The 7472-nt window shown below is 29.1% G+C and carries 7 protein-coding genes and 1 pseudogene; all 8 read left to right on the forward strand.

Annotated features, from left to right (window positions below; translation table 11 throughout):
• On the forward strand, nt 1–2307 hold a 2307-nt coding region (locus tag ACQCX0_RS04305), incomplete at its 5' end, for a ribonuclease R family protein (RefSeq protein WP_462562948.1).
• Between the two features lie 106 nt (nt 2308–2413).
• Nucleotides 2414–2578: a 50S ribosomal protein L33 gene (gene rpmG, locus ACQCX0_RS04310; RefSeq protein ID WP_462562949.1), complete on the forward strand. Its 165-nt coding sequence runs from the start codon at nt 2414–2416 to the stop codon at nt 2576–2578.
• Between the two features lie 469 nt (nt 2579–3047).
• A complete protein-coding gene (locus tag ACQCX0_RS04315; protein WP_465029886.1) occupies nt 3048–3719 on the forward strand; it encodes an IS1595 family transposase in 672 nt (223 codons plus the stop codon).
• On the forward strand, nt 3682–3876 hold the full coding sequence (locus ACQCX0_RS04320; protein WP_465029887.1) for a transposase: 195 nt from the start codon (nt 3682–3684) through the stop codon (nt 3874–3876). Before ACQCX0_RS04315 ends, ACQCX0_RS04320 begins: the two co-directional genes overlap by 38 nt.
• Nucleotides 3877–3999: 123 nt before the next feature.
• Nucleotides 4000–4476, forward strand: coding sequence for a hypothetical protein (locus ACQCX0_RS04325; protein WP_462562950.1), 477 nt, complete (start codon nt 4000–4002; stop codon nt 4474–4476).
• A 182-nt stretch (nt 4477–4658) separates the two neighbouring features.
• A pseudogene (locus ACQCX0_RS04330) lies at nt 4659–5798 on the forward strand (HsdM family class I SAM-dependent methyltransferase).
• Complete coding sequence (locus ACQCX0_RS04335) at nt 5795–6364, forward strand: restriction endonuclease subunit S (protein WP_462562951.1); 570 nt, start codon at nt 5795–5797, stop codon at nt 6362–6364. The pseudogene ACQCX0_RS04330 and the gene ACQCX0_RS04335 overlap by 4 nt, the downstream one beginning before the upstream one ends.
• A complete protein-coding gene (locus ACQCX0_RS04340) occupies nt 6321–6872 on the forward strand; it encodes a restriction endonuclease subunit S (RefSeq protein ID WP_462562952.1) in 552 nt (183 codons plus the stop codon). The genes ACQCX0_RS04335 and ACQCX0_RS04340 overlap by 44 nt, the downstream gene beginning before the upstream one ends.
• The last annotated feature ends 600 nt before the right edge of the window (nt 6873–7472 follow it).

A 7472-nucleotide genomic window follows, 5' to 3' on the forward strand; every position in this document is an offset into this window, starting at 1 on the left:
AGAGGTGATCGCAGTTTTGAAAGAGGCGGAGACAGAAACAGCTTTAGAGGTGATCAAGAAAATAATTTCCATAAATACTATAATGAATCCCCCAGTAGCAAATTTACAAATAATAAACCCCTGCATCCTAGAGCATTACCTAAAATAGAAGAAATTATTACTTTTATTAATAAAAAACCAACATCTATAAAAGATTTAATGAAAAAGTTTTCCCTTAAAAGTTCTGAAAAGTTACCATTTACTTTACTAATAAAAGACTTATTAACCCAAGGAATTTTAGCAAAAACCCAATCAAATCGTTATATGGTAAGTGCTAAAACTACTAAGAAAACAAGCATTCCTAATACATCTCTTTTAAAACTTATAAACATCAATAGTGAGGGTGAATATATTGCAGAGTTTGCTGATAATTATTATAAAAATAAGATAACTAATCCAATTTTTGTAATTACTAAAGAACTCATAAATATAGGGGATTCCTTCTTAGCAGAAATTAAACCCTCCAATGATAATTATTTATTAGCAAAACCTATTAAACCTATAGATCCTTTAGCAATTGAGACTCCTAATAAAATTATTATCGGCATTTATAAAGAAATCAATAACTCAAAATATTTGATTCCTTTAAGCTCAAAAATACGATCAAATTTCGGATTAAAATTTAACGATTCTAATAATATTCCTGAAATACCTCAAAGTGCTTTAATTAAAGCCCAAATAACTAATAATGTAACCGTAAAAGAGGTGATTTTTCTAGAAATTCTTGCAAATCAGGATATGGCAAAGGCTTCATCATTATTAGCAATCTATGAATATAACCTACCCCATGAATTTACTAACTCCGTATTAAAAGAAGCTGAGGCTTGTATTGCTCCTACCTTAGAAGGACGCATAGATTTAACGAATATTCCTTTAGTAACCATAGACGCTGAAGATGCTAAAGATTTTGATGATGCAATTTGGGCTGAAGAACTTACCGATAAACCTGGATGTTTTCATGCTATTGTAGCTATTGCAGATGTGGTGGCGTATGTTAAAGAAAATTCTTTTCTGGATGAAGAGGCTCACCTGCGAGGGAATTCAGTATATTTGCCTGGTTTGGTTATTCCTATGTTACCAAAAGAGCTCTCAAACGGCTGGTGTTCTCTAAATCCTAATGAAGAACGTGGCTCTTTAGTAGTCCATCTCTATATTAATAGTGATGGAGAGTTAGAAAATTATGAATTTCAAAGAGCATTAATAAAGTCTCATGCTCGTTTAACTTATAAAGAAGTACAAAATGCTCTGGATAATATAGAAGTAACTCCTAATATTGCTCCTCTTAATGATACGGTTATCAATTCCTTATATAAATGTTGGCAATTATTAGATAAACAAAGACATCAGCGCGGAGCCTTAGAAATTACTTCTACTGAAAGAAAAATAGTACTTGATGATTCTAATAATGTAGAAAATATTGTAGTAAAAGAAGCTTTAATTTCTAACAAAATAGTAGAAGATTTCATGATTAGTGCTAATATTGCTGCTGCTAAATTTATTAAACTAAAAGAATTACATAAAAAAGGTATCTGTATTTATAGAATTCATGATAACCCCAGCGATATGAAGATTGAAAAATTAATAGAATTTCTTAGAAGTATTAAATATTCTGATAGAGTACCTTATAATCTTAGTACAAGATTCTTAAATGAGTTATTGTTATATTATAAAGATTCTAATATTTTTCCAATAATTAACGAAATGGTTTTAAAAACTCAATCTCAAGCAGAATATAATATCTATAATATAGGACATTTCGGACTTGCCCTTAAAGATTATTGTCACTTTACCTCTCCTATTAGAAGGTATGCCGACCTCACCATTCATAGACTAATTATTGCAATTTTAGAGGATGAGGAAATAACAGCTACAGAATACTCAGCCAGTAATACCGCAAGCCATATTTCAAAAACTGAACGACAAGCTATGCAGGCTGAGTATTCTGCTATTGGTAAACTTACTGCTCAGTTTTTAGAAAAAGATTTAAATACAACAATTTTTAAAGCTTATATTACTACTATTACTACTGCTGGAATGTTTGTAAATTTAATTGATAATGGGTCCTCAGGGTTAGTACCTTTTAGAAGTATGGGGAATGAGCGCTTTATTTTACGAGAAAAAGAACAGCAAGTTATAGGAAAAATAAGTAATACAACCTTTTTAATAGGTGATAAGGTTGATGTAATTTTAACTGAAGTTGATATTATAAGAGGAATGCTAACCTTTAACTTAAGTAAAGATTATATTACTATTCCTTATGATGTATAGTTTATAGGATTTCTTATTTTTAGACAATAAAAACCTCTTGCTTTAAAAAAAAATTCTTATATACTTAGGGATAAGGTGTAATAATTGAGTAAGAGGTATCATAACAATGGCAAAATCAGCCACTATTTTAATTAAATTAGTTAGTTCAGCAGGCACAGGCTATTATTATATAACTAAAAGAAACTCTAGAGCTACAGACAAATTAGCTAAAAAGAAATATGACCCTAAAATTAGAAAGCATGTAGAATTTAAAGAAGCAAAAATAAAATAAATAAATAGAAGTTAGGTGATGAACAAGGAAGAATTAGTATAATGTGCTTGCTACGGAATGCGGTTTAAAAAATAAGGATGTGGCTAAGTTTGTGAATGCCTTATTAGTATGCTAAGCACTACATTAATTAATGGTAAAGAGACTTAGATTAATGGCTTTAGTACTTTTTTTTCTGTAGATAAAAGAGTTGCTATAACTAGGCGTATCCTAAACCCGGTAATGATCTTAAAGAGGTTGTTAATACTAAAGCTAGGAAATAATTTATTATTATTCTTACCTTATTTTTATGAAAAAAAAAGCAATAACACTTCATTATTGATACATTTAACTTAAATTGTAATTTAAGAATCTGCTACCTTCAAGTGCTATAAATAGGAAAAATTCTTTAACCTAATTTTGGTAATTATATACTTGACTGTAGCAAATGATCTGTTATACTAGATATAAGTTAGTATACAGAGGAAGCAAAATGTCAAAAAAGTTCAGCAATTTAATAATGATGCAAAAAGAGCTGAATACTGAGTTTAAATGTGTTAAATACTTAATCAAATTGCGTTGGGAAGGCAAAGTTAAGTGTGTGCATTGCGAATCAAGTGAAAAAATATGGAGTTTAAACCTTCTTGGCTTATTTCAATGTAGCCAATGTAAGAAAAGATTTAGCGTAAAGCAAGGAACTATATTTGAAGATAGCCCTTTACCATTAACTAAATGGTTTTTAGCCTTTCATTTAGAAATTAATCATAAAAAAGGTATATCCTCTCCACAGCTTGCCACAGACTTAGGGGTTACACAAAAGACAGCGTGGTTCATGCAACAAAGAATACGCTATGCCTTAACTTATAACACCATAGAAAAAATGAACGGTGATGTTGAAGTTGATGAAACCTACTTAAGTGGTAAGGAAAAATTTAAACATGCTAGTAAGCAAACTTTGGGTAGCCAAGGTGGTAAATTTAAAATGTCTGTACTAGGCTTTATGCAACGTGGTGGCAATACCGTATTACAATACATTAACAAATCTAATATTAAAGAAATTAAGCCTATCCTAGATACACATATAGATTTTGTTAATACTATTTTATACACCGATGAGAGTACTTTATATGCAGGTTATAACAGACAAACTGTTAACTCATGGTAAAGGTGAATACGTAAGAGACAGTATAACAACCAATGGTATAGAGGGTATCTTTGGTTTATTTAAACGTAGAGTTTATGGCATTCATCACCAGTTATCAACTAAGCACTTACAAATACAAAGAGATTTATTAAAAAATCCACAAAAAATAGGGACTTGAAATTTTTATAATATCGGTGCAACATCAATTAACACCTTAAAAGAAGCTGAAATTATTAGAAGTATTGATTATGGCGAAGTTTCAAGAAAAAAGGTTGACGGCATAATTACAAGACAAAAAGAAGTGATTGCAATAATAGAATACAAATCTCCTAGACAATTCAATACACAAAATAAAAAAGATAAAGCTATTTTACAAGAAATAGAAGTCGCAAAAAAATTAAGAACGAAGCTTATAATAGCTACAGACACACAAGAAACAATATGGATTAATGTTGCAACAGGCAATAGCGTAAAAGATAAAAATGGAAACGATTTAAAATACCTTTTTGACCCAAAAGATGAAAATTTGCAAAGGATAGTTTCTGAAATTATACAATCTATAAGCAGTGATAACGATAAAATATTACCTCAACAACTAATTGACCCTACTGGATTAGCAAAGCAAATATGGCAAGATGTTTGGAGTGTAAGCGGTGCAACGCCAGAAAATTGTTTATATACATTTGTCGAACTTTTTATATTCAAATATTTAAGTGATTTAGGAATTTTAAGCAAAGATTATAGTTTTGATGAATTGCTTAAAAAAATAGTCAATTAGATTATTGCACAAACCTTATTAGACCAGAAATAAAAAGACTATTTCCTGAAAATAATGTTGATAAAACAACAATTATAAATGGAACAATATTTGTTAGTAAAGACCAGCAAGCTGTAGCAGGATACGACACTGTTTTTAAAAAAGTTTTAGAAAAATTTAGAGATTTTGGTAAACTAGAGAACATAGACCACGACTTTAAAAGCAAGTTATTTGAAAGCTTTTTAAAAGAAAGTATTAGCAAGAAAAATTGGGGGCAGTTCTTTACGCCAATAAGCGTCGTTAGAGCTATAAATGATATGGCTCAGATAGATATAAAAGAAGGTATGAAAATTTGCGACCCTGCTTGTGGCGTTGGCAAATTTCCGCTCGAATATATTAAGGAAAATTTACACGAACTATTTGAAATAAAAAATAACAAAATCGAATCAAAGGTAAAAATAATAGGTTTTGACAAGGGTTTTGATAAAGATGAGCAAAAGACAATAATACTTGCAAAAGCAAATATGCTTATTTACTTTTGCGAGCTAATAAAGAACAATCCTGAATGCACCAAAGAATTTGCAAAGCTTTTTAATGAAAGCTTTATTTTGAAGACTAATTCAATTCTTGGGACTCTATCAGAGCCAATAGAAAATGAATATGACTTAATTTTGACAAATCCACCATATGTAACGAGCGGAAGCAGTAATTTAAAAGAAGAAATTGCAAAGAATTCTATTCTAAAAAACCATTATAAAATCAACGCAATGGGTGTTTAGGGACTTTTTATGGAATGGATTATTAAAAGTTTAAACCCGAATGGAAAGGCCTTTATTGTTGTTCCTGATGGAGTTCTTAATAGGCAAAACGATAAAAACCTAAGAAAATATATTTTAGATGAGTGCTTTATTGATGCCATAATATCACTTCCGATAAAGACATTTTTTACCACTCCTAAAAAAACAAACAAAACAGAAATTCAAAAAGACCCTGTTTTTACTTATGTATGCAGTGAAATTGGCGAAAGTAGAGATATCAACAGATTTGACATTGAAGAAAACGACCTTAAAGAAGCTGTTGAGTTATTTAAGTTTTTCAAGGGAAATAAAAAGGGATTTTCTAAGTTTAACACTGATAAAAGATGCAAAGTGCAGTCTATTAGTATTTTTGAAAATAACATAGAATCTCATTGGATAATAGATAAATTTTGGAATGAGAAAGAAAGAACCGAATTAGGGATTGTTGATGAAAATAAACCCTTAACAATGCAAGAATTTTCTGATTTATTAACAGAGTGTTCGTTTCTTGTTAGTGATTATTCTAATTTAATTAGACAGTCATGAATTTAGAAGAGTATAGTCTTAAAGATATTTTTAATGCTCCCGCCATAAATCAGGGTATTACTAAACGTTTTTGCCAAAAAAATAAAGGCAATATTCCTGTGTATGCTAGCTCAAAAAATGAACACGATGTTATTGGTTTTATATCTGATAACATTAAAGATGTTAAATATTATAAAGATTGCATAACTTATAACAGGAATGGTTCTGTTGGTCGAGTTTTTTATAGAAATGGAAAATTTGCGATAAATGAAGATGCCCGAGTTTTAGTTTTAAAAGATGAGTTTAAGAATAAAGCTTTATATAGTTATTTAAGATATATATTAGAAGAAATTTTAACCAAAAAATTTGATTACAGCAATAAAGCTGGGATTAACAAAGTAATGCAACTGAAGATAAAGCTGCCGCCCATTGATAAGCAAAACATAATTATAGCAAAATTTAATTTAATTCAAGAATTAAAAGAAAAAATTGGACTTTACGCTTCTAAAATAGAATCGTCAAAAATTATTACTGATTTTGAAGATGTATCCTATTTTACAAGTAGTCGAAATAGGCGAAATATTTAATATAGAAAAAGGTAAATCTAAATATACTAAATCGTATATGAATAAACATAGAGGAAAATATCCCGCTTACTCTTCTCAAACTAGTGATGAAGGAATTATTGCTAATATAGATACTTACGATTATGACTGTAAATGCTTAACTTGGACTACCGACGGCACTTATGTTGGAACTGTATTTTTAAGAGAAGGCAAATTTTCCATGACAACTCACTGTGGCGCTTTATTTTTAAAAGAAGAATTTCAGGGCAAAATATCTTTGGAATATATGCAGGCTATATTAAATAACATTTTGCCATTACATAAAGAGGGTGAAGCCTCAAACAAAAGACTTGGAGTTAATAGAATAGAAAAAATACAAATTAATATTCCTGTTGACAAGAAAAAGAATTATGATATTGAGGAGCAAAAAAGGATAGCGGAAAGATATTCTAAAATTAAAGAAATTAAAGAAAATATAAAATTAGAATTGCAAAAAATAGAAAATTTAAAGGTTGATATAGGGATTTAGCTTTTTATATAACCAGCCTTTCACGCAAGTACTATAACACAAACCTTACTACAATCAAGTATATAATTACCCTAATTTTCATATACCTCAAGTATTATTATTTGATAGTATCTTATTGCCCATTAGTTTTATCTAATCTACTCTTAGTATTAACTCTTTTAAAGTTATTAGATTAATTATATTTTATTGGTTGTCAAACTCCCTCTCTCCAATTCTAGATAATAAGTGAGCTACTATTTAAATCTTACTTTTCTTTTCTAGAGTAAGCATGTATCAAAACAGAGTTGCTTCAAAGAATGCCTTAAGGGCTTTCCTTACCTTTGATTTATTCCTTAAATTACAGTATAGTTTCCCATCATTATCAAAATTCTTTCATAAAAATACTTTAAAATCTTATTAATTATTTTTTTATATTGTAATCTGGATACTCTTTATAAGCTTATGAATAGAGATATTGAGTTGATTAGAATAGAATTCTTTTAAAACTTTGTTTACTCTAAAAAATTCTATATTAAGGAGAGTAATTATTACTAGTGTTTTGATTTTTTTACTTTTTCTTGATAGAATTTATCTTGGTTGATTGTTATTTTATTCTAGTAT

The organism is Candidatus Hepatincolaceae symbiont of Strigamia maritima, assembly GCF_055505085.1.